Raw genomic sequence first — 21,028 nt, 5'->3', positions numbered from 1 at the left:
TAATGAAAGAGCCGTAGGGTTGCGTTGTCTTGCGGCTCTTTGTTCTGTCCAACACAACAAAGGAAGGGGTGATACAGTTGGCATACGCAAAAGGCGATGGCAAAAGCGTAGTTATTGCGCTCGGCGGTAATGCACTGGGAAACACTCCCGAGGAACAGCTTCAGTTGGTTGAAGAAACCGCAGTTCATATTGCAGATATGATAGCTGAAGGCATAAATGTTGTAGTATCGCATGGCAATGGACCGCAGGTCGGTATGATATCGAATGCGTTTTCGGAAGCCAGTACAAGCGATTCCTCTATTCCGGAGATGCCGTTTCCAGAGTGCGGAGCTATGAGCCAAGGCTACATTGGCTATCAGCTTTCCCAAGCGCTTTTGGGAGAATTGAAGCGCAGGTCTATCCTTCGCTCTACTGCATGCGTTATGACGCAAACGGTTGTATACCCAGAAGACCCGGCTTTCCAGCATCCAACTAAACCAGTCGGACCATTTTTCACCGAAGAAGAGGCAAAACAGCGCGCAGAGGAAACGGGCGCTACATATGCCGAAGATGCGGGTCGTGGTTGGAGAATGATGGTTGCGAGTCCAAAGCCGCAACGCATTGTAGAGATAGACGCTATCAAAGACCTAATGGATGACGGATATGTGGTTATAGCAGCGGGTGGCGGTGGCGTTCCCGTGTTCGAATATGACGATTCATATCACGGCGTTCCTGCTGTTATAGACAAAGACCGCACCAGTGCGAAGCTGGCAGCTGGTTTTAATGCAGACATGCTCGTTATTCTGACGGCGGTTGAAAAGGTTGCCATTAATTTTGGCAAGCCAAATCAACAAGATATTGACCACATGAGCGTTTCGGAAGCGCGCTCTTATATCGAGGAAGGACAATTTGCTCCAGGTTCGATGCTTCCAAAGGTGCAGGCATGTATAGAGTATCTAACTGAACATCCAAAGGGTACTGCACTGATTACGTCTCTTGAAAAAGCAGCCGAGGGCTTACGCGGCGAGACGGGCACCACCATAACGGTGGGGTAGGGTGTATACCCTGCGACTCGGATATATCCGAGTCTAGTAGAAAGGTAAGATCATGTCAGCTGAGAATACTGGCACGAAGCAAAAGAAGAAGCGTGCAGCTATTTCCGCTTTTACAATTTTGCTAATTATCCTCGTTGTTCTTGCGGTCATAACCATGATTATGGGCGCACTCGGGGTAGAAGGTGTGGAAGGCGCAACTCTTGCTAATATAGTTACTGCTCCCGTACTTGGCTTCCAAGATGCAATTGGTGTTTGTCTGTTCGTCCTCATCCTGGGCGGCTTCCTCGGAATAATTACCGAGACAGGCGCATTGGATGCGGGCATCGCAGCACTTGTGCATAAGCTTAAGGGCAACGAACTTATTCTTATTCCTATCCTGATGTTTATCTTCTCTGTTGGTGGCACTACATATGGCATGTGCGAAGAAACAGTGCCATTTTATCTATTGCTAGCAGCCACGATGGTTGCTGCTGGATTCGACAGCATTACTGGTGCGGCAGTTGTTCTCCTAGGTGCTGGTTGTGGTGTTTTGGGTTCTACGGTTAATCCGTTTGCAGTAGGTGTTGCCAACGATGCGCTAAACAGCATGGGCATAGTGCCCGATCAGGTAGTAGTAATGGGGCTAGGTGTTGTGCTTTGGTTGTCTACACTTGCTATCTCCATTGTATTTGTTATGCGTTACGCTAAAAAAGTAAAGGCTGATAAGGGTTCTACTATTCTTTCTCTGCAAGAGCAGGAAGATATGATGAACGAATGGGGCATGGTCGAATCTGAGGTTGAGGCTGCTTCTGACGATGAGAAGCCTGCTCCTAAGATGACTGGTCGCCAGAAATGGTCGCTTATCGTATTTGCTTTGACGTTTGTAGTTATGATAGTTAGCTTCATTCCTTGGGAAGACTTGGGCGTAAATGCGTTTGTTGAGGGCGCAACTTATGAAGAAGTTGTAGCGCCTGTAGATGCTGAAGAAATAACTAGTGTGTATGATGAAGCCACAGGTACTGCACTGACACTTGAGGGCGATGTAGAGGCTACAGCTACATCTGAAGAAGAAGTTACACCTGCTTGGTCTTCGTTCCTAACTGGTCTTCCGCTGGGACAGTGGTACTTTGATGAAGCTTCAACATGGTTCCTAATCATGGCTCTTATCATTGGTGTTATAGGTGGCGTATCTGAAAGCCGTTTCGTTAAGACGTTTATCAGTGGTGCTGCCGACATGATGAGTGTTGTTCTTATCATCGCTTTGGCTCGTTCTATCACGGTGCTTATGGGCGAGACTGGTCTGGATATGTGGATTCTCACCAATGCGGCAGCAGCTTTGGCGGGACTATCGGCGCTGATTTTCGCACCGCTATCGTTCTTGCTCTATGTGGTTTTGTCGTTCCTGATTCCGTCTTCTTCCGGCATGGCAACTGTGTCTATCCCCATTATGGGCGGTTTGGCGAATGGGCTTGGCTTCTCGCCAGATGTTATGACGATGATCTTCAGTGCCGGCAATGGTCTTGTGAACCTGTTCACACCTACATCGGGCGCTATTATGGGCGGCTTAGCATTGGCTAAGATTGAGTACACCACATGGTTGAAGTTTGGCTGGAAGCTGTTCTTGATACTTGGTGTGGTCTGTCTAGTTATACTTACGGTAGCTATGATGATTATACCCGGACCAGCTATAAGCTAATCTTTGCTCAGCAAAGGAAAGTCCTCGTTTCGGCGCTCCTTCGGGAGCGCCTTTTTGTGCGAATGGGGAGTTCCTTGGCGGTATGTCTTCTTTATTCACGGACCATATCGTCGTCCGGGAACTCCCCCATCATCTCGGCGAAGCCGACAGGGGCTTCCGACTTTATGTAGCAGAACCAGAACACAGTCTTGATCCTGTGATCGATGCTCATTCCTCGATGGAGTTCAAGCATTCTTCTTATCCTTCCGTTCATATTCTCGATCGCATTGGACATCGAAGGAACAGGACCATCTGCGATGAGAACGTCTGCTAGGTACTAAAGTATTAGAGACAGACCACCTACGGTGGTTTTGTTCGTACTGTTCATGTTGACCTATCTTTCTGAGGGTATGGACTGCCATAGGGGTCTTAGGGAAGGTCCATCTTCCATAAGACTCTTTGGAATACAAGAAAGCGAATGGTAAAAACCACTCGCTTTCCCATGTGATATGAACTTGATCGGAAGACTCTTATTTCGCTATAAAGTGCCTTATTGACTAGGCGGAATAAAGATTGACATCTTCTCTTTATCCATCTTCGCAGCCAATTCGGAAACCGTACCGTATTGGATTATCAAAGCCTGACAGTGATGAACACAAGAAGGTTTCTTACCGGCAGCCGTTCTCTTGGCGCACAAATCGCAAAGGTCGCCGGGCACAGGGATGTAATCCAATTCCCACTTTCCATTAGGTTTCAAGTTGGGACCAACGCTTAAAACGTGTATCCCGCATTGATCTTTTTCGTATCCATGCTCTTTTTTGCATGCAACCTCGCAAGTATGGCATCCTGTGCAAAAATCATAATCAAAAAGCAGCCCACGCAAATTTTCGCTATTCATTCTACATTCCTTTATTAGTTGTTATCTCTTCGGTAACAGTCATCTTATTGTTGCCGTCATCCTTGTACACTTTGCAAATTTGGCACTTATAAGGCGCGCCGTATCCGGTTGGTCCGAACTCATCCATCTGGGTCAGATTATTGATGTTCGAATCGAAATTACCGAACAGATGGGGCTCGGCAGCTGCCTGTTCTGGATACCACCATCCGTGCTCCGAACTTACCAGCCATTTAGGATGTGAAGGATTCAGGTGGGCTACTTGTCTGCATTTTCCTCGCATATTCTCGATCCAAATCCAATCACCCTCAGAAATGCCGTATTTCGTCGCGGTTTCGGGATGGAGTTCGGTTATCGGCCAAGGATGGAACTCCCTCATCGTAGGCAACTGCCTATGTTCTGAATGGAAGAACTCGAAGGAACGCATTCCCGTTGTCAGAATCAGCGGATATTCCTCCATAAGTTCCGGCGTAGAGTACGGACTCTCCGGCGGTTCACCGAAAAATGGCAGCGGATCTAACCCCCACATCTCAAGCAAAGTGCTCTTGAATTCGTAAAGACCGGTAACCGTATTGAAGCCGGGTTCATTTCCGGGACGCAGAATTCCCTTTTGATACTTGTAATAAATGTAGTCTTCCCATTTGATGACCTCATCGCGCAATTGATACCAATCGAAATCAGCGGTCGGAGGCCATGCAGCGTTGTTGGAATTCACTTCAATTCCGTCAGTATCCGTGCTCTTGTCTGAAACCTGACGCTTCAAATCTCCGGATTGTATCCACCATGTCATAAGGTCGATGTCTGTTTCGTAAGGCCAGTTTTCTGGCTTAAGACGCTTACCAAGCTCAAGAATTATCTGCTCGTCCGATTTTGCTTCGTAATACTGGCTTACTTTTACGATAGATCTCAACGGCCAAGGCCACGCTCGCGCAGAATTGCGTTCGCAGCTCATCGCCGCTGGCAAAACAACATCCGCACACGCCATGATGGTTGGTGTCTTGAACACATCGCAAACTACATTGAATTCCACTTTGTCCCGTAAAGCCCGGTAAACACGGGGAGCGTCGGCCGCCATGTTGGCTATCGGGTTGGTACCTTGCATGAACAACATTCTCACCTGATAAGGATCGCCGTGTTCGATTGCGCGAAGAATTGCATCGCCTTGCGATTCCGATCCGAAGCCGGCAGCGAACAACGGGGAAGCGTCTTGTCCTAGATTTTTCTTCAAAACGTTTTCCGCAACGGTCCATATGCCACATGCATACGTTCCGTAAATGTTGTAGATGGTTCTAGAGAGAACATTTCCTCCGGGAACGTCTATATTGCCACACATCGCGGTTATATTACATATCGCCCTTGCGGCTTCTGTACCGTACTTCTGCTGGTCCACTGCCAAGCCCCACTGTATGCACCCCGGTTTGGCTTTAGCGAATGCTCTGGCAGCTTCCTTTATGCTGTCTTCTGAAATCCAGCAGATTTCTGCCACTTTCTCGGGAGGATATTCCTTCACTCTTTCAGCGTAGTCATCGAAACCGAAGCTCCAATTCTCCACGAAATCATGATCATACAGATCTTCTTCAATAATCACATTGCTCATGGCCAAGGCAAGAGCACCGTCTGTTCCGGGACGAATGGGAAGCCAATGCTCGGCACGCGCCGAGAGCCAAGTGAGACGCGGGTCTACAACGATGATCTTGGTTCCCATACGCATCAGATCAACAACCCAATGACCGAAGAAACCATCACCGTTGCTTGCAACGATGTTGTTCCCCCAAATAAGCATACATTCCGGACGAACCCATTCGGGATCACTGTATCGCTGCTCATTGAACTGTGAGCAATCTGAAACAAATAGCTCTCCCATGCAGAGAACACTGCAGCAGAGCCTTGGCAAATAGCAAGCATCTCCGGAAAGAAACGCCATTCCCACGTTCGGGCTTCCGAAACCCGCAAACGTCAAAAGTGGGTTAAGCCACACGACATTTCTGCCCGTGCCCTGAAGACCCACTATAGCCTCAGGACCCGACTCCTCCCATATTTGCCTTACTTTGGCTTCTATGATGTCGTATGCTTCGTCCCATGAAATGCGCTCGAATGCATCCTTGCCTCTGTCTTCTCGCGCCCGCTTCATCGGATATTTCAAACGATCCGGGTGGTTTACTGTTTCCACCATGTTAAGACAGCGCATGCAAAGACGACCGTTATTGTATTGACTGCGGGGGTCGCCCTCTATATCCACCAACTTTCCGTCTTTGTTCGTATAGAACAAAACGCTGCAACTGTTATGACAGCCAGGAGCCGTGTACTGGGCAGTTCTTGTAACCGTAATGTCTCCCTCTTGCCATTGCCATTCGTCTTTGTATATATCTTCATTGTATGAAGGAAGTATTTCTTCAGGTTTTCTAATCATTTTTTATCCGTTCGATAAAGTTTTATATTGAATTAACCTTCAAGATCTTTGCCGGCTCTGTCGTTTTTGATGAATATCGCGATGGCTAAAGCCGCTATGATCGCAAAGACCGTCAACGATATGAAAGATGTGCCCATAGCGAACGTCGGTGTTGCGCCCGACTGCATGACCGCATCTACTATTGCTCCCAACATGATAGGACCAAGCGCTCCGCCAAAACGACCGATGGCCTGACACCACGACGTACCCATACCACGCAATTCAGTCGGATACGATTCCGGCATGATTGGCTGGATAGCGGTTTGTCCGAAATTCACCGTGAAGCCCAGTGCTATCATCACGATTGTAAGCGCTACATACGGCCATGCCTCTATGCAGGCGAAGCCGCAAATACATACACACAGCGCCAGCTATGAACCCTATTACCACGGTTCTCTTGCGACCAATTATGTCAGACACATAACCACACAATATGTTCGCGATAAATGCAGCTGCCATACTGATGGTGGCAAGGGTGTAGGTATAACCCATGGCACCACACAATCTCGGCAAGAAGGCGTTCATTCCATACAAGACCAAACATCCGCAGAAATACCCTATCCAAATCCCCAAAGTAGCTTTAACGTATTTCTTATTGAACAGTTCCAATGGGCTTACTTTCACCTTTTCGGGTCTTACGGGTAGAAGATGATTAGGGTTCAAGCGCTCGGCAAGAACGGTTTTTCCTGTGGCTTTGCGCTCGTAATCTTCAAGTACAGCGATACACTTTTTCGATTGACCTTTGGATGCATAATAATAGGGGGTTTCCAGCATGAAGAACTGCAGGATGACCGAATAGATTATCGGCAAGAAACCAATAAAGAATGCTACTCTCCAATGATCAATATGCAAGCCATCCAAAAAAGGAAGCGCCACCGTCTGAACCGATGACAACTCGGTTTCTCCGGCTATTACACTTGCGGCAGCAGCGGAGTTGCACAGCGCGCCGCCCACAATTCCGGCGATGACCGTACCGAGAATCATCCATGCCATACCAAACGTTATAAAGAATCCACGGCGTTTGGACGGCATCCATTCCGAAAAGCATGTGGTGACTATCGGAATGCATGCACCTAAACCGACACCTGCCAAAACTCTGAATACCGAAAATACAATCCAGTCTTGCGCAAAATAGAGTGGAAGGTTTAGTAATCCGAAAAGGAATACCGAGCTTACCAACACTTTCTTTCTACCGATTTTGTCAGCTAACGGACCTGAAATCACTCCACCTATAACAAGACCCATAAGCGACCACGATGAAAGAGAACCGGCAATAACCGAATTCAGCGACCATTCTGCCTGAATGGAAGGAAGAGCAAAATTGACGATTGCATAGTCGTATCCTTCGAACATCATGGAAAGTCCGAGTAGAATAAATAGCATCCATGTGATTTTGTTCGTGCCTAATTCATCTATAAACTGAGGGATTGTTAACTGTGGTGCATTCGCTATATCACTAGTATATGCACTCATTTCTATCTCCAATACTATAAGAAATGCAATTACATCTTATTTAATCCGATAAGCTTCTCGTTTAGTTATTTCGAATTTTACGGGGCTTCAAATGAAGCCTCGGTTTCGTGTGAAAGGTTTTATCTATACAAGTTCCTCATGTGCTTCAGGATCGCCATATTTACCGCCGGTCTTAGGAGCCCAAAGCAGTGCAAGGAACGCTGAGATTATGAAGCAAGCTCCCATGAATACCGCATAGTAAGCCGATTGATCTGCCATCATACCGATGAAGGCGCCGCAAGCAATAGGTCCGCCGAAGCGACCAACCAAAGCAATGGTGGAAATAACACCAGGACCTGTGCCGCGCAGGTCGTCCGGATAGCACTCACCCATCAACGTGTTGTGAAGCGGCGTGGCTGAGAAGAACAGACCGAAAACACCATAGGTAAGATACAAGAACATGTCGTTGGTGGTCCCCGATGTAAGAACGAAGAAGTAAACGATCGCCATTACGCCGGCCAAGGCCATAATGACCACTAGAACACCTTTTCTTCCGAGCTTATCTGACAGTGTTGGGAAGATGATTTGCCCGATGGTCATACCGACGGTGCAGCTTGTTCCAACCAAACCTGCAACCACAATGTCGAAACCTACATTTTGGACAGCTGCTGTATTGAACGCTGTGTGTGACATCAAACCGAGCTGCCAGAAAATCAAAATAGCACCGTACATCCAAGTAATAGGCTGCTTCAGCACCAGAAGCCTTCTCTTGTTGTCTTCAGCTTTCTCTTCAGGAGTTACTACTTTTTTCTCAATAGGCTTCGGCATCCCTTTGTTGCCAAGCGGAACCGTGCCAATCTTCGCAGGGCTATCGCGCATCACAAGGAACATTACGATACCCAGAACAACAATGATGGCACCTATTCCCTCAAAGCATAATCTCCACCCACCAGCAAGAATTAACTGTGGCATAACGATTCCGCCCAGAACACCTGCTAAGCTTCCGCCTAACGTGATTACGGCAATGCCTTTGCCGCGCATGTTCGGAGCGAACCATGTGCTCACGATCTTTGGAAGAACCGCAGATCCGCATCCGGAAACGAATACGCCTGCGCAGGCGTAAAGCACGATTGCCATAATCGGACTGCTGGCAACGAATCCGCAAATTATCAGGAAAACGCCTACACCAATACCTGCAATGGTTATGGTTATCCTCAAACCTATCTTATCAGCCATGGTGCCCCAAATGAAGGAGCATCCTGCATACAGAAGACCGAAAACGGAAATTCCGATGGAGAGCGATGGTGGAGCCACCCCGAAATCCTGTGCAATATATACAAGACATGTGCCGAAAATCGCCAAACACCAAACGCAGATTATCTGGGACAGAAAACCTGAACTCGCCACGGCCCATGCGTAATTCGACTTCTTATGAACTTTTTCCAACTCTAACTTATTTTGAACGTTAGTTTCATCCATGATTATTCCTGCTTTCCATGCTGCAGACTGTCTTTTTGACCATCCGAAGAAAATTCGGTTTTACACCAAGGGCACTTATGTACCTGTCCTCCAAATTCACGGTTTGTCACTGCCCTTCTGATTGGCTTTCCGCAATTTGGACATACCGTCTGTTTCTTTTCTTGGTCAGCCATATTTGCATCCCTTCAACTGCGGATGAGCTCTAGGGAGCCCATCCGCCTGACATTCAAACTCTCCAAAAAACCTTTGAACCAATTAAGGAATAAAGCAAACCACCCCATCCTCTTTGGTCTTCATCGTTTCGCCAATCTTTTCGATCGGGACTACTTCTATGCATTGAGCGAGACAATGGTGCGCACATGCCGGCTTCTTGCCTTCTTCTATCCTTTCGATGCACAAATCGCAGAGGTTGGATGGAACAGGGATATTCATCCAGTACCACTCATCTCCTAATTTCGCCGGACCTTCGGAGGTCAGCTTGATGCCCCATTGATCAAGGGGAAAGTCTTTCTCCTGTCTGCATGCCACCTCGCACGTATGGCATCCCGTGCAGTATTTGTAATCTATGATCATTCCGTAATCTGACATCGCCATCCCTACCCTTCGAGCGAATCAACTTTTCGTATACTACAAAGCATGCTTTTATACGGTGCTCCATATCCCAATTTGCTGTTGTAGCCATAGGGGATCAATTTGTTGATGTTGGATTTGTATACGCCGTAAAGATTAGGTGCTTCGCTGTCCTGCTCCGGATACCACCATCCATGCGTTGCATGAACGACCTGCGGCATAACTTCGTAGGTCAAACGTGCCTTCTCAACGCATTTGCCGTACATATTTTTAATCTCAACCCAGTCGCCGTCTTTGATACCGTGCTTTTTTGCGGTTTCCGGATGTATGGTGACGATTGCATCAGGTGTGATGCTTCTGAGTGACGGAATCTGACGATGTTCGGAATGGAACGAAACGAAATCGCGACCACCGGTCGTCAAAACATACGGATAATCCTCGGCGATTTCAGGAGTGCTTACTGGGCTGTAGGGAGGTTCTTGGAAATAAGGCAATGGATCTTCTCCGAAGTCTTCGTACAGACATGTTGAAACTTCGATCAAACCAGTAGGCGTGTTGAAGCCGGGCTCGCCGTCTTCTCTCAAAAGACCTTTCTCATATTTATAGTAGGGATTCGCCTGTTGGAATACACCCATGTCACGCAGGTCATCGAAATCCCAATCGTACATAGTATGGATTTGATCCGTAAAGAACTCGGCGGCTGTATCCCATGGCCAAGCCTCCGGGTTAAGTCTTTTACCCAATGCAATGTTTATCTCAATGTCGGATTTCGCCTCGCCCGGGTCGAGTGCCGCATTCATGGCACCTAGGAAGTGGGTGTTTCTACCGAAGTGGGGAAGAACTACGCCGTCATGCTCTGCAAAGCCACTCACAGGGAGGAATATGTCGGCGAATGCCATAGCGGTAGGAGTCATGAAGCAGTCTTGTACTACATTGAAGTCCATCTTCCTCATATGAGCTGCCCAGCGCTCCGGCTCGCCCCAACATGTGCCGGCCAACGGATTGGTGGCATAAAAGTACATCATCTTCAGCGGGTATGGCTTGCCAGTATCTAAAGCTTCCAAGATGAGATCAGGATGCGCCATAGGACCTGCCGCATATGCCGGATATTGCTCTTTGCCATCTATGCGTTTTGCAGCGACTTCCGGATCAATATATTTTGAGCACTCAAAACGCCATTTACCCATGAAGCTGGATGGCTTAGCTAATACAACTCCGCCGGGAACATCCATGTAGCCGCAAATGGCAGCGATTGAAAGCAGAACCTGACCTGCTTGAACACCATTCTGCTGTTCATCGATAGCCAAACCCCACATAATAGAGGACGGTCTGTTGGTAGCAAAGGCTCTTGTTGCTTCGCGAATAGTCTCCGCAGGAACCCACGTAATTTCTTCGGCCCACTCAGGTGTCTTGTCCTTTACGCGCTCTTTTAGTTCATCAAGACCGAATACCCAATTTTCGCAAAAGTCGTGATCATACAGATCTTCAGTGATAATTACATTAAGCATCGCAAGACCCAAAGCGGTGTCTGTTCCCGGACGAAGCTGTAGATGATATGCGGCGCGTGTACCGAGCCATGTAAGACGCGGGTCGATGGTGATGATCTTCGAGCCGCGTTTCATAAGGTCGATAAGTGAATGCCCATAAAACCCGTCGGGATTCGATTGCAACGGACTTTTACCCCACAAAATGATGTACTTCGGAATCTCGTATTCAGGGTTGTCGTATCTATCCGGGAAGAACTGTGCGTAATCGAGTTCCGGATAACCGGCTCCCAAAAGGAAGTCTGCCACGGCAGTTCTCGGCCCATAACAGGAAGCACCGCTCATAGAGAAGCAGAAGTTCGGCGTTCCCAACACGGCAGAACCCATGGCTGGCGCATAAAGTGTGGATTCGCGACCGGTGCCTTGAAAGAGAAGAATTGACTCAGGACCGTAGTTCTCCCATATCTGCCTTACTTCTTTTTCGATTATATCAAGCGCCTCGTCCCATGTGATACGCTCCCATGTATCCTTTCCGCGGTCTTCTTTGGCGCGCTTCATCGGATATTTGATTCTGGTTGGGCTATCGATGAATTCCTTCATTGCTAAACATCGTGGACACAGACGCCCTTGTGAAATCGGATGCTCTGGGTCGCCTTCAACTTTGATGAGCTTGCCATCTTTAACAGTCAAGATCATTCCGCAACCTACTGGGTGATCTCCCGGAGGCGACCATCCGCAGGTTCTCACATAAATCTTGCCGTCTTTTTCTTCTCTCCATGTATCCTTCATTTCTCCTCCCTTTCTCCCTCTATCTATTTATTGCTTGTACTTCCCGGGGCAGCCGGTCTTTTAGGTACCGAAGGAGGGATAGGCTGTGCGCCTTCCGTAGCACTATCGTCCTCGGCGTTTTTAAAAACGGTTTTGCAGAATGGACATTTGGAAGGCATTTTTCCCAATGCGGCATTAACCTTCTTTCCGCAATTCGGGCACACTTGCGCCTGCTCAACGGTTGCCGGCCTGAAACACATGATTAACTCCCTATCTATTCGATTTACCAGCTTTTAGAGTCGATAGAATCTGATTCTCTTCACGTATCAGATTAAAATCGACATTGGAATTTCAGACCTGTTACAATCTGATAAGGCTGTGTTTTATACGCATAATGGGATGGAGAAAATGAAACCTGCTATGCAGGATTTAGATACTGGTGAAGCTCGGATTTAATTTATATTTGTATTAATCATGCTGATAAGTGCTTTCATATTCTAATGTGTGCGCCGCATGTTCTAACTCAGCTGAATAAGAGGGTGAGAGAAATGATTCTAGCTCCATTTAGAGAATTTCTATCCTTGGCAGCTAATCTTAATATTTCTAGAACAGCAGCCTCACTTTATATCTCGCAATCGAATTTAAGTCGACATATAAAGCAGTTGGAATCGTCTTTGGAGATTCAGCTTCTCGAGCGCAATGGAAACAGTATCAGCCTTACTCCCTGTGGAAAGACTTTTGCAAATGGCATAAAGCCTATCGTAGATGAATATGACAATCTTATATCGAAATGTAGGGAATTGGATTCTATCCAAATAAAAGATCTTACCGTTATGGATGCACCATACAACGATGAATCCACTCCTATTTATATCTCGCTTCTACGGGATTTCCGCAAAAAGCACAATGACTATTCCTTCAAATTCGTACCCACCTACCGAGTTAATCTGATGACAGCGTTAAATGATAGAAAACTAGATCTCGCCGTTTCTTATCGATATGGTGAGCCGAATGAGCAGATAGACTATTTCAGAAGTGAAAGAATAATCGCAAAATTGTTGACACCCGTTCACTTCAGCGTGTTTTGTAGATATGATTCGCCGATATCGCTTCAAAACGCTGCTTTATTCGAGGACTTTAAAGACATGCCGATTTTTACACCTAATGACGAATGCAACATAACAATGGACTCCATCGTGTCATTATTCAATCAGCATACCTACAAGCCCTTATTCAGGTATATCAATTCCGAATCAAAAACGGAGTTCTATTCAATAGATATGACCAACGAAGTATTTATACTTCCATCGGCCATGAAAGATAGTCAATATTTTCAGTTAAGATCGGATTTAGTTTCGGTGCCGCTGGATGAAAGTCTTCAGCATTTTCACTGTTACGCGATCGCCTCAACCGATGGTTTTGGAAGTCTTGTTTTGAATAGTTGGCTGAGTGACTGAGTGCCTTCTTTTTCGTAGCTTTCGTAATGCTGCAGTAAATTCCGAGTAAGGCTTTCGTGAATCTGAAATTATTTTGCCGTGTTCCGGTTTATCCCAATTTACCCCATGTTTTTAAAATGAGGGATAAAGTAGGCAGGAGATTCGCAATGGATATAGCGACAAAATATGCAAATTATTTCTAAACTTTTAATTTCTGGGGCTAGCTTGTTTAGGAAGTTTTTCTTTAATGATGGAAAGTGGGTGCTCAGAGGATAGTAAACAAAAAAACAGTGGAACGAGAAAGCACAAGAAAGCGTCGCTTTTCGTTCCACTGTTTTACGCTATCGCATTATTTAAACTTACATACAACAATAGACAACGTACCGATAAGTCCAATTATCAGCATGGCAATTCCAAGGGTCATCCACTGGTCGGATGCTGGTCCAAGCAGCATCGGGGAGATAAATGTCCCCAAAAACTGTCCAAGACTTTGCACCAGCATAAGTACACCCATGCCAACTGAAGCAAGTTTTGGCTCAGCCAGAACGCCATTAAACGATGTAAGACACATCACCGGAACGCCCAAGCCCAAAAGACCCATCAAAACAGCGCCAACCCACAGCATGGCATCGGAGCCTGTAAGCATTAGGAATGCGCAAGGACCCATGGCTAGCATGCCTATTATGTACAGAGGCTTGCAGCGACCCAATCTGTCTGCCAGAGAGCCAAATGTTGGTGAGGCTATAACAGCAAGCAGCATAGGAAGCGTGCTGATAAATCCGGATACTGTTGGGTCTATACCTTGAAGTTGCATCCATGTAGGCGAGAAAGAAAGCACAGCCATCAGCACCATGTTAAAGGCTAGGAACGTAAAGAAGAACAGCAAAGTGTTAGGCTTGAAAAATGTTGCATAGCTTACTTTTTCTGCTGCGTGAGCTGCTCTAATTTCGCCAGCGCCAGCGCTAGCTTCAACCCCAGCCTCAGCCTCAGCCTCGATGCCGGCAATATCGACCTCGCTAGCAGCAGAAGCCTCGCCATCCGGCAGCTTCACAAATACGATTACGCCAACGATGAAAACGACTACCGCTATTGCATAAATAATCCAAACACCCATAAATCCTGTAGCGGAGAATAGCGACGGGGTTAGCGTGCCACCTACTACCGAACCTAGGCATACCCAAAGTGCCCAAATTCCTGTGGCGGAACCTATTTTGTCTGGTGCAGCATATTTTTGCACGGCAAGCGGACCGCAAATGGTTACGAAGATAAATGCCACGCCTTCAATGCCGCGCGAAATAATAAGCATTAAGCTGCTAGTTGAAAATGCGCCTATAAGCGAGCCAACCGCCATAATAGCCGCTGCTGCAACTAGCATGTTCTTGGGACCGAACTGCTTGGCAAGCATTCCTGTTGGTAAGGCAAGCACAATCCCAACAAACGTGAAGATGGACATAAGCCATGATGCACCGTCTGGGTCCATGCTGAACTGTTCCATCAGGTTCGCCATAATTACTGGCACTTTGAACTGCGTTGTGGCGATTGCAGTACCGAATAACAGCAATGCAACGGCTATAAGAATCCAATTACCATATCTTTGTTTTTTAATTTCGGACATATTAACTCCTTCAATACACTGAGGAAGTCATGCGAAGGAAAACACAGAGTAAAAGCTGCGAAGCAAAAGCAAAAGTAAAAGCAAAACCCGCAAAGTGAAAATTGCGCAATAAACGGTTCACGGCAATTTACGCGAGCTAAGCGATTAACACTAGCGGTGTGGGGCGGCTAAACCAAATTGCCGCCCCGAACTTCTGAACTTTTAACCCTGATTGTTAGTGGTATTAAGCATGACATCTTCTGCGGTGGCGTTTTTCATGATAAGTTTGTTGCGTCTGATAACACCGTCTTCCGGCGTAATGTCTTCGGCATTCGTAAACACCGGCGGCAGATCTCCCCTCTGCATACTCAACTTAATAGCTTCGTCTGCATCGTATGGCAAAAGTTGCCTTTTATCCCCGATAGGCTTGGCTATCCATGCCGGTTTTGTGGTCGGTGCAGGCATTTCTTCTAACTGAGAGCAATCCCCATATTTTGCGCGAAGTTCATCAAGGGGACCGAAGTCCAGCGCGCGCATTGGACAGGACATAACACACTCGGGAAGATAGCCTTTTTCCAAGCGATCGATACACATGGTGCATTTGCTCGCTTTTTCAGACTTATCATCACTTGCGAATTTGATGGATCCGTAAGGGCAAGCGGCGAAGCAGTTGCGATCGCCTTCGCACTTTTCTTTATCTATCAATACGGTGCCATACTTGTCATCTTTGAAGATTGCACCGTGAGCGCAAGCACCGATACAAGCTGGTTCCTCACAATGACCGCAAGAGAAAGCTAGTTCATGCAGGCGCACTTCGGGAAATGTTCCAACTTCCCATTCATATACACACATCCACTTTTCAGGACCGGGCGCTATGTCATTCCAGTCTTTGCAAGCTATTGAGCACGCTTGACATCCGTAACAACGCGTTTGGTCGAAAAAGAATCCATATTGTGTCATTATTCATCTCCTCCAAACTTCTTGATCTGCACTAGACCCGCAGTCAAAAGTGCTCCAATGATGTGCGGGAGATGCGTATCGCCGATAAGCAAATTACAGTTTCCACCTTGATCTACACCATAGGGCATCTTGTCTGTTACTTCCGTTGTGTCAGGGCGATACCATGAACCGTGGTGTATAGATACAGTGCCGGGGATTGTGCGGGAAGTAACAAAGGCAGGTATGCGAACTTCACCTAATTCGTTGTATACGCTGCACATGTCGCCGTCTTTGATGCCGCGAGGTACCGCGTCGGCTGGGTTGATCCACACCGCATGTTTGTATACATCATCGCGCATCCATGGATTCTTATCGTTAGACGAATGCTGACGATAAGACGTAACAGGCGTTACAAGTGAAAGCGGGAATTCGCCGGTCTTTGGATGATAGTAACTATCGTTGGCGGGAACATCTTGGTACTTAGGCTGCCAAACCGGGTAAGTGTTGAACTCGCCGCGGTATTTTGTCTGAGGCAGCGGGTTTTCCTTGATGTAGTTTGAATCGAATTCGAACTTACCGGAAGGAGTAATGAACGGACTTACACCTGCTTCTATGCAGTTCTTGAATGGATAGAACGGCTCTTCCATAGGAACGCGAATAATGGGGTGCTTAACGAACTCTTCCCAAGGTAGGGGCGTAATGCCAGCTGCGGCAAGCATGCCGTAATCGTCGCGTGCCCAAGTTTCGTATCCCTCGCGATAAATCGCCTTAACGCCTTCGGTAAATTCTTTCGGGTCGTCGTACTGGCAAAGTTTCGAGCTGTATTTCTCGCCAATACCCAAGCGTTTTGCTATCTGCATCCATACCCATTCCTTCGGACGAACTTCCTCAGGCGGTTCTACTGCTTGGTCGCAATACACGAAGTAGTTGCGCATGCCGCAAGGTCCTAAGAACATACGCTCGTTACCAAAGAAGTATGTGTCCATGGTTTCAAACTGATGGATAGGCGCAGGAAGAACAATGTCTAGGAACTCTGCGGAAGGCTGACCCTCATGCCACTGCCAACCCCACGAGAAATCCATAGATGCATAACCGCGCATGCGCTTATTCACATTGTGCTGGTTGTTCGCATAATTGTTGTCCATGATAATCATGTGAATGTTTGGTAGAGGTGAATCTAGCGGTGCGCCGATGCGACGGCGATATTCCTCTTCGGGCATTTCGCCAGCATCGTATAGAGGCCTGCAATAGATAGCTTCTGTAATCTTGTTGTTATTGCACACCACTGGTGGGAAGAATTCGGTTGGAGCGCGACCCCAATCTAGGTTCGGTGGAATTACGTGCGGCATAGTAACAAGAGAGCATCCCGACTCGCAGCCGCCGGGGCGAGCAATATTTCCGGTCATGGCTTGCAGCAGCATAGCGCCTGCACCGGCATAGTCGCCCAAGTTGCGCTTGGAAACTGAATAATGTACCTGCAGATGAGCTGCTTTTGCGTTGCCGTAAAGGCGCGCGAAAGCGAGGATAGTTTCAGCAGGAATGCCAGTAAGCGGTGCTGCCCACTCTGGAGTTTTAGGTTCGCCGTCAACTTCACCTACTACATACTTACGCCATGTTTCAAAACCTACAGGTTCAACATATTGGTCTACAAATTCATGGTCATATAAATCTTCGGTGTAGAGCACATACGCTATGGCTAACATTAAAGCCATGTCGGTGCCGGGGCGAATAGGAATCCACTGATCTGCCAAAACTTCGCAAGAAACCGTGTAGCGTGGCTCTATGCAAACAACCTTGCATCCGCGTTCCTGAGCAAGCTTCATGTAGTACGGAACTGCGCCAAACCATCCGACTAAAGGATCAAATCCCCAAAGTACGATAAGGTCGCTGTTCAGCAGGTCTGGAGCCTCAAAGCCCGGATACGATTGAGACGTGCCATTAAACATTATGTCAACAAGGTCTACCCCGGCAAAAAATTCCTCACCCGCATGGCCGCCAGAAGTAGAATGGTCGCCCCATGTTGCCAGCGCGCCGCGCAGCCATGGAGCAAGAGGAAGATCAGAATGTTCAAAAGCGGAATATTGGCAATAAGCGATCGAGGCATCCCCATATTTGTCGCTTACTTCACGCATTTTTTCCGCGATAGTATCAAGCGCTTCCTCCCATGAAATGCGCTCAAAATGTCCGTTGCCAGCGCCCTTACCTCCAATGCGCTTCATTGGGTATAGCAAACGACTCTCGGCGTACAGTTCTTGTCGCCATGCGTGACCCATGGGGCATCCACGCATCTGAATCATGCCTTGATTGATGGCTTCATCGCCTACATCCTCACGGGCGTTGTTTGGATGGATGGAGTCATCAGGCTCGATTGAAATTATTTTATTGTCCTTTACGGCGCACTTCATGATGCAGCTTGCATCCCAGCATCCGTTGTTCACGCATGTTGTATAAACATGGTGAACCCCTTCATGACGCTCGGATAGCTTGCTGACGATTTCTTCTCTACCCATTTCTTCTCCTCTCTTTTTTAGTTCGGCGTTTTTTGTCGAACTATGTGTGAAAAGGTGGTCGAGATGATTAGTTGGCCTATCTTTTGTATTGAAAAGGGATTCGCAGAACATACTTGGGCCCCCTAGTTTGCTCTGCGAATTTATTCGACTTCTATCACCATAAGGAGGCAAAAAGACCTTCGCAATATGCCGTTAAATAATGTGCACACCTATTCGCTTTTGCCTTATAAACCGCAACAGGCAATCTGAAGAGCGGGGTGGAATATTGCTGTTTAAGCAACAGACCGCAATACATAAAAGGACTTTTGGTAAATCGTAAAAGGCGCCTTGTTTGGCGCGTATTATCTAGGATAGAGGTGGTCTGCGAATTGCCTATATAGGCTATATAGACCAATTAGGAGAATGGGGTGAATTGAGAATGCTGAAGAATCTACATCATGGTGGTATATACTGTAATAACATAGATGAAACGATCCTCTGGTACGAGAATCTTGGGTTTGAACTGCTATTTAAGACGCAAGCAATGGAGGGCGATAAGCCGCTATATATGGCTTGGATTAAAGCCGGGGATAATATTATTTTAGAATTGCTTGAGCAGGAGGATAAAGAAACACTAAAAGGGGCAGCATCCACGCAGAATCACATCTCATTTCGCGTGGATAGCATGGAAGCCTTCGAGCAGAAACTCAATGAACTTTCCATACCTATTGAAGCTGGTCCATTTGCAACTTCAATAGAATTTGACCGACAGCTAGATGATTCAACAATATTTTCTGCTTATGGGGATAAGGGGTTGAATCTAATAATCATGTTTTTCCGCGGCATTAATGGAGAGCGTTTTGAGGTTGTACAGGATAATATAGGTGCTCTTTAATATGCGTGCACCTATTTGTTCGCTTTTTGGATGAGTATTGGGCGAATCCTAGATGGGCTGATCGTTTCTTATTGTAATTGCTGCTAGTTGATAGGTACTGTTAATCGTTGGGCGAGTATTTGCCTTAAAGATTTGCTGTAGGCAATCGCGTGATTGGTGTCCAAATGGTTACTGAAGATCCATTGAATGCTGTTCATGAAGCTCAAAAACCTACTATGGGAAGCGTTTATTCGCCGCGTCCTTTCAGTAATCGGAATTTTGTTTTTCAGAACAAAACACTTGGCACTATGGCTGATGCTGAAATCAAGTATGCGCGTATTGACGAACGTAGTGTTCGCTACCCATATAATCATGCGCTGCGTGTTTTGCTTGCGCATTTGGAGGCTATGGCTACCATATGCGTTGATGGTACCGCACCCGATATTGAAACCATGCTTCTTATAGAGGCAGAGGCGTTGCGGCATGCGAAACGCTATGGCTACGATTCTGCGCTTTCGTGCGGCAAAATAGCAGGCGATAATACTCAGCGCGCGTCGCAAGCAGCTGTGCGCTATTGCGCCGCTATTCAAGATATAGCTTGCGGGACGGCTAATTTCACATTCGATCGCAATACTTTGTTGCGCCTGCATAGTCAGATTATGTATGAAGATGGGGAACAGGCAGACGAGGAAATGCACTTTCGCGAGCAGCCCTATCGGATGCGCATGGCTTTTTCTGGGGTTGTAAAGAACATATATATTGCCCCGGAACCAGATCGCATTCCCATGCTTATTGATGATCTGATGAGTTTTTGCAACGGAAACAATCTTTCTCCGACTACTCAAGCTGCTGTTGCTCATTTTCATTTAGAAGCAATTCGACCGTTCAAAACTGGTATGGATCGCACTGGGAGAGCCTTTGCCCACATGATTATGAAAAGGCGCTTGTTTTATAACCACATAATTCCTCCAATAGCGGTTGTTCCCGCTATGAATGTGCGCGACCATGCTCAGCTTTTGTTCCCTTATCGGGCGAATAAGCCGTTCAGCGAGCGAGAAGCAGCTATGGCTCTTGATAGATGGACATTTCATTGTGCGGAATGCATGGCTTTTTCAGTTAGCCTTGTCCGTTCGCTTATGGATCAGATAACCGATATGGAAGAAAAATGGCTCAGGCGATTGCCGGGCATGCGAAAGGGAAGCGTGATAGACCTTGTTTTGCAGGAACTTCCCGGAAAGCCAATAATTACAGTGGCTACCGTGATGGATGCTACCGGTAAAGGATTTTCGGCGGCTAATGATGCTATTCATCAACTTGTAGAAGCCGAAATACTTAGACCCATGAACAAAAATACTCGCAATCGGTGTTTTGAATCGCCCGATGCGCTCAATATGGTTAAGTCGCTATCGGGAAAAATTATTCCGACTGAGCTTATTTCGCGGGAGTCGGCGTTTCACTGATGCTTGGGGTATGTGCGTTGCGCATAAAGATAGCTGGATGAAGAAATAAACGATGAAGGGATAACGCATAGTTTATTGCTGCGTAATAACATTATCCCTTCGTTTGTTTTTATTGAACGGGATATATCGACATGTCCTTGTTCTTCAGCCATTCATTGGCTTCTTCTTCGGTAATTTCAAACAGCTTTGTGCCTGCTCGCACAAGCAGTCCCGCACGCAGCTCGTAATTTGACTTCGGCATACCTTCGCCGCACTTAAAATAACTGCCATCTCCGGCTTTGAATACACCTTCGGTGTAGGATCCCACTACTTGTTTGTCAAACTTTCCTCGTATTTCAAGAAGTTCAACGTTATCGAGGTCGTAACCTTTTGCGGTTATCTGGTTTTTCATCGCCTCGCTGATATTCATTACGGGATCTCCCTTCTATCCTCGAGATATTTGCCAATCTAT

18 protein-coding genes are annotated in these 21,028 nt (G+C 46.9%); 5 read left to right on the top strand and 13 right to left on the bottom strand.

What is annotated here, in order from left to right:
- The first annotated feature begins 77 nt into the window (after positions 1-77).
- The gene (arcC, locus tag G7Y37_RS06210; RefSeq protein ID WP_165062610.1) at positions 78-1,034 is read left to right on the top strand and encodes a carbamate kinase; all 957 of its coding nucleotides are present in this window, start codon (positions 78-80) and stop codon (positions 1,032-1,034) included.
- A 52-nt stretch (positions 1,035-1,086) separates the two neighbouring features.
- Complete coding sequence (locus G7Y37_RS06205) at positions 1,087-2,709, top strand: YfcC family protein (protein ID WP_165062609.1); 1,623 nt, start codon at positions 1,087-1,089, stop codon at positions 2,707-2,709.
- A gap of 91 nt (positions 2,710-2,800) precedes the next feature.
- On the opposite strand, the gene G7Y37_RS06200 is transcribed toward G7Y37_RS06205, so the two are convergent.
- The 9 genes from G7Y37_RS06200 to G7Y37_RS06160 all read right to left on the bottom strand — a co-directional run bounded on the left by G7Y37_RS06200 (position 2,801) and on the right by G7Y37_RS06160 (position 12,045).
- Positions 2,801-2,941 carry a hypothetical protein gene (locus G7Y37_RS06200; protein WP_165062608.1) on the bottom strand — a complete coding sequence of 47 codons (141 nt, stop codon included), beginning with the start codon at positions 2,939-2,941 and terminating at the stop codon, positions 2,801-2,803.
- Between the two features lie 297 nt (positions 2,942-3,238).
- Positions 3,239-3,586 (bottom strand): oxidoreductase, encoded by a 348-nt coding sequence (locus G7Y37_RS06195; RefSeq protein WP_165062607.1) that lies wholly within the window; start codon positions 3,584-3,586, stop codon positions 3,239-3,241.
- Position 3,587: 1 nt separating this feature from the next.
- Positions 3,588-5,993, bottom strand: coding sequence for a molybdopterin-dependent oxidoreductase (locus G7Y37_RS06190; RefSeq protein WP_165062606.1), 2,406 nt, complete (start codon positions 5,991-5,993; stop codon positions 3,588-3,590).
- 32 nt (positions 5,994-6,025) lie between these two features.
- Positions 6,026-6,367, bottom strand: coding sequence for an MFS transporter (locus tag G7Y37_RS06185; protein WP_370514608.1), 342 nt, complete (start codon positions 6,365-6,367; stop codon positions 6,026-6,028).
- Positions 6,255-7,505 (bottom strand): MFS transporter, encoded by a 1,251-nt coding sequence (locus tag G7Y37_RS06180; RefSeq protein WP_165062604.1) that lies wholly within the window; start codon positions 7,503-7,505, stop codon positions 6,255-6,257. Before G7Y37_RS06180 ends, G7Y37_RS06185 begins: the two co-directional genes overlap by 113 nt.
- A gap of 123 nt (positions 7,506-7,628) precedes the next feature.
- The gene (locus G7Y37_RS06175; RefSeq protein ID WP_165062603.1) at positions 7,629-8,963 is read right to left on the bottom strand and encodes an MFS transporter; all 1,335 of its coding nucleotides are present in this window, start codon (positions 8,961-8,963) and stop codon (positions 7,629-7,631) included.
- 255 nt (positions 8,964-9,218) lie between these two features.
- Positions 9,219-9,551 (bottom strand): oxidoreductase, encoded by a 333-nt coding sequence (locus tag G7Y37_RS06170; RefSeq protein ID WP_165062602.1) that lies wholly within the window; start codon positions 9,549-9,551, stop codon positions 9,219-9,221.
- An 8-nt stretch (positions 9,552-9,559) separates the two neighbouring features.
- The gene (locus G7Y37_RS06165) at positions 9,560-11,806 is read right to left on the bottom strand and encodes a molybdopterin-dependent oxidoreductase (protein ID WP_165062601.1); all 2,247 of its coding nucleotides are present in this window, start codon (positions 11,804-11,806) and stop codon (positions 9,560-9,562) included.
- 23 nt (positions 11,807-11,829) lie between these two features.
- Complete coding sequence (locus tag G7Y37_RS06160) at positions 11,830-12,045, bottom strand: hypothetical protein (protein ID WP_165062574.1); 216 nt, start codon at positions 12,043-12,045, stop codon at positions 11,830-11,832.
- 288 nt (positions 12,046-12,333) lie between these two features.
- On the opposite strand from G7Y37_RS06160, the gene G7Y37_RS06155 reads away from it, so the two are divergent.
- Complete coding sequence (locus tag G7Y37_RS06155) at positions 12,334-13,242, top strand: LysR family transcriptional regulator (protein WP_165062600.1); 909 nt, start codon at positions 12,334-12,336, stop codon at positions 13,240-13,242.
- A gap of 328 nt (positions 13,243-13,570) precedes the next feature.
- On the opposite strand, the gene G7Y37_RS06150 is transcribed toward G7Y37_RS06155, so the two are convergent.
- The 3 genes from G7Y37_RS06150 to G7Y37_RS06140 all read right to left on the bottom strand — a co-directional run bounded on the left by G7Y37_RS06150 (position 13,571) and on the right by G7Y37_RS06140 (position 18,264).
- On the bottom strand, positions 13,571-14,836 hold the full coding sequence (locus G7Y37_RS06150; RefSeq protein ID WP_165062599.1) for a CynX/NimT family MFS transporter: 1,266 nt from the start codon (positions 14,834-14,836) through the stop codon (positions 13,571-13,573).
- Positions 14,837-15,037: 201 nt separating this feature from the next.
- Positions 15,038-15,775 (bottom strand): 4Fe-4S dicluster domain-containing protein, encoded by a 738-nt coding sequence (locus G7Y37_RS06145; RefSeq protein ID WP_165062598.1) that lies wholly within the window; start codon positions 15,773-15,775, stop codon positions 15,038-15,040.
- On the bottom strand, positions 15,775-18,264 hold the full coding sequence (locus G7Y37_RS06140; RefSeq protein WP_165062597.1) for a molybdopterin-dependent oxidoreductase: 2,490 nt from the start codon (positions 18,262-18,264) through the stop codon (positions 15,775-15,777). Before G7Y37_RS06140 ends, G7Y37_RS06145 begins: the two co-directional genes overlap by 1 nt.
- Positions 18,265-18,682: 418 nt before the next feature.
- On the opposite strand from G7Y37_RS06140, the gene G7Y37_RS06135 reads away from it, so the two are divergent.
- Together G7Y37_RS06135 and G7Y37_RS06130 are read left to right on the top strand one after the other, a co-directional pair.
- Complete coding sequence (locus G7Y37_RS06135) at positions 18,683-19,138, top strand: VOC family protein (protein WP_165062596.1); 456 nt, start codon at positions 18,683-18,685, stop codon at positions 19,136-19,138.
- A gap of 149 nt (positions 19,139-19,287) precedes the next feature.
- Complete coding sequence (locus G7Y37_RS06130) at positions 19,288-20,577, top strand: Fic family protein (RefSeq protein WP_165062595.1); 1,290 nt, start codon at positions 19,288-19,290, stop codon at positions 20,575-20,577.
- A 109-nt stretch (positions 20,578-20,686) separates the two neighbouring features.
- Here G7Y37_RS06130 and G7Y37_RS06125 read toward each other — a convergent pair whose 3' ends face one another.
- Entirely contained in the window at positions 20,687-20,986 is a 300-nt protein-coding gene (locus G7Y37_RS06125; protein WP_165062594.1) for a hypothetical protein, read from the bottom strand.
- Positions 20,987-21,028: the final 42 nt, after the last annotated feature.

Origin of the sequence: Adlercreutzia sp. ZJ154 (assembly GCF_011039055.1) — a bacterium.
Taxonomy (GTDB): Bacteria; Actinomycetota; Coriobacteriia; order Coriobacteriales; family Eggerthellaceae; genus Adlercreutzia_A.
Note: the sequence above shows the minus strand (reverse complement) of the source record. Positions and strands in the feature narration are given on the sequence as shown.